The 1,744-nt window shown below is 66.5% G+C and carries 2 protein-coding genes; one reads left to right on the top strand and one right to left on the bottom strand.

Annotated elements, in window-relative coordinates:
* Positions 1-441: flavoprotein (locus tag RMO81_RS15325; RefSeq protein ID WP_310476807.1), on the bottom strand; the 441-nt coding region annotated here is incomplete at its 3' end.
* 84 nt (positions 442-525) lie between these two features.
* On the opposite strand from RMO81_RS15325, the gene RMO81_RS15330 reads away from it, so the two are divergent.
* Positions 526-1,707, top strand: coding sequence for a DUF2853 family protein (locus RMO81_RS15330; protein WP_310476808.1), 1,182 nt, complete (start codon positions 526-528; stop codon positions 1,705-1,707).
* Positions 1,708-1,744: the final 37 nt, after the last annotated feature.

The following is a 1,744-nucleotide window of genomic DNA, read 5'->3' on the forward strand; positions in this document are numbered from 1 at the left end:
GCCATCATGGCGCAGCGTCGCAATATTGCGCTGGGTGGCGGCATGCAGCCACATCCGCACATTCATCGCCGGCACCATCAGCACCGGCTTGTCGGTGGCCAGCAGCAGCGTGGTGGCCAGATCATCGGCCTGGCCGCCGGCTGCGCGCGCCAGCAGGCTGGCCGTGGCCGGGCAGACGACAACCAGATCAGCCGCGCGGCTCAACTGGATATGGCCCATGGCGGCTTCGTCTTCGAGATCCCACAGGCTGGTGCGCACTTTCTCACCGGCCAGCGCCGAAAGCGACAGCGGCGTGACGAAGCGCGCACCATTTTCAGTGAGCACCGGCAGCACACGCGCCCCGGCGCGGCCCAGCTCGCGCACCAGTTCCAGCGCCTTGAAAGCCGCGATGCCGCCGCCCACGATCAGAAGGATGGTCTTGCCCTGCACGGCATTCGCCATAGCCGAGTGCGGCGAGCGATGCCAGCGGCGCGGCAAGACGGATTGCCGAAGCGCCCGATTGCAGATAGCTTCGCCACTTCAATCATGGAGGGGGCCGTAATGGCGGAAGATTGGTCAATCGACGTTCGCAAATATGTGGCCGATGCTGATGGCGACATCATCACCGGCATCGTGCGTTATTGCGGTATCGCGCTGCGCAACAAGGATTCCTCGCTGGTCGCCTTTTCGGACAAGACCGAAACTGACCGGGTGAAGGCCAATTTCCTGCGCAAGAAGCTGGCGCTGACCGATGCCGATGATGTGCTGGACGCCGCCATCGCTGCGGTTGGTGATCGCATGAAGGCCGATCGCACCAAGAACCGCGTGACCGTCTATTATCTGCTTGCCGATGCCTTTGGCCGGCTGGAAGATTTCCGTCCCAAGGGCAAATCCACCAAGGCTGCTGTGGCTGCTCCGCTCGCTGCTGCCGCCGTGCCCAAGGCGGAAAAGCCGGCAGCAAAGGCCCCGGCCAAGGCCAGCAAGCCCAAGGCTGCACCCGTCGTCAAAGCGCCGGTGGCTGCTGCTCCCGAGCCGGTGATGGCCCCGCCGCCACCGCCCGCCCCGCCGCCGCCGCCCGCCCCGCCTGTCGCTCCGGCGCTCGCAGCCGTCGCCGCGCCGCCGCCTTTGATGGCAGCCGCCATCCTGGCCCGCCGCCCGGCGCCGGCCAAATCCAGGAACGCTGGCCTGCTGTTGCCGCTCGTCGCCGGCGTTGCGCTGTTTGGCGTCGTGGCCGCGATGATCGTCATGGGTCCGTCAGACGGCGTCGCGGCGCCTGCTGCACCAGTGGCGCCTGCTGCACCGGCAGCGCTGGTTGCCGTGCCCGATGGCGCTGGCGTGACAGAACAGGTCGTCGAAGGCCGCCCGCAGGTTTCGATCTACTTCGATACAGGCAAGGCCGATCTCGATGCCAGCTTTGGTGGCCACACGCAGGCGGTGCGCGATTGGCTGGATGCCAACCCCGGCCATCACATGGTCGTGTCGGGCTACAATGATCCGCGCGGCGATGCGGCTTTGAACGCCGCCTTGTCGAAAGCCCGCGCCTTTGCCGTGCGCGATGCGCTGGTTGGCCAGGGTGTCGGCACGGATCAGATCGATCTGGTCAAGCCGGCAGACACCAACCTGGCTGAAACGTCGCTGTCTGAAGCGCGCCGCGTGGATGTGACGATCGCCGATGGCCCGGTGCCCGAAGGCGAAGAGGCCGCCAAGCCGTCGCCCAACATGCCCTGATCCGGCATGGCGACGTGATGGCCGATAAAGTGGCCAT

This window comes from Sandarakinorhabdus sp. (assembly GCF_031422795.1).
Taxonomy (GTDB): Bacteria; Pseudomonadota; Alphaproteobacteria; order Sphingomonadales; family Sphingomonadaceae; genus Sandarakinorhabdus.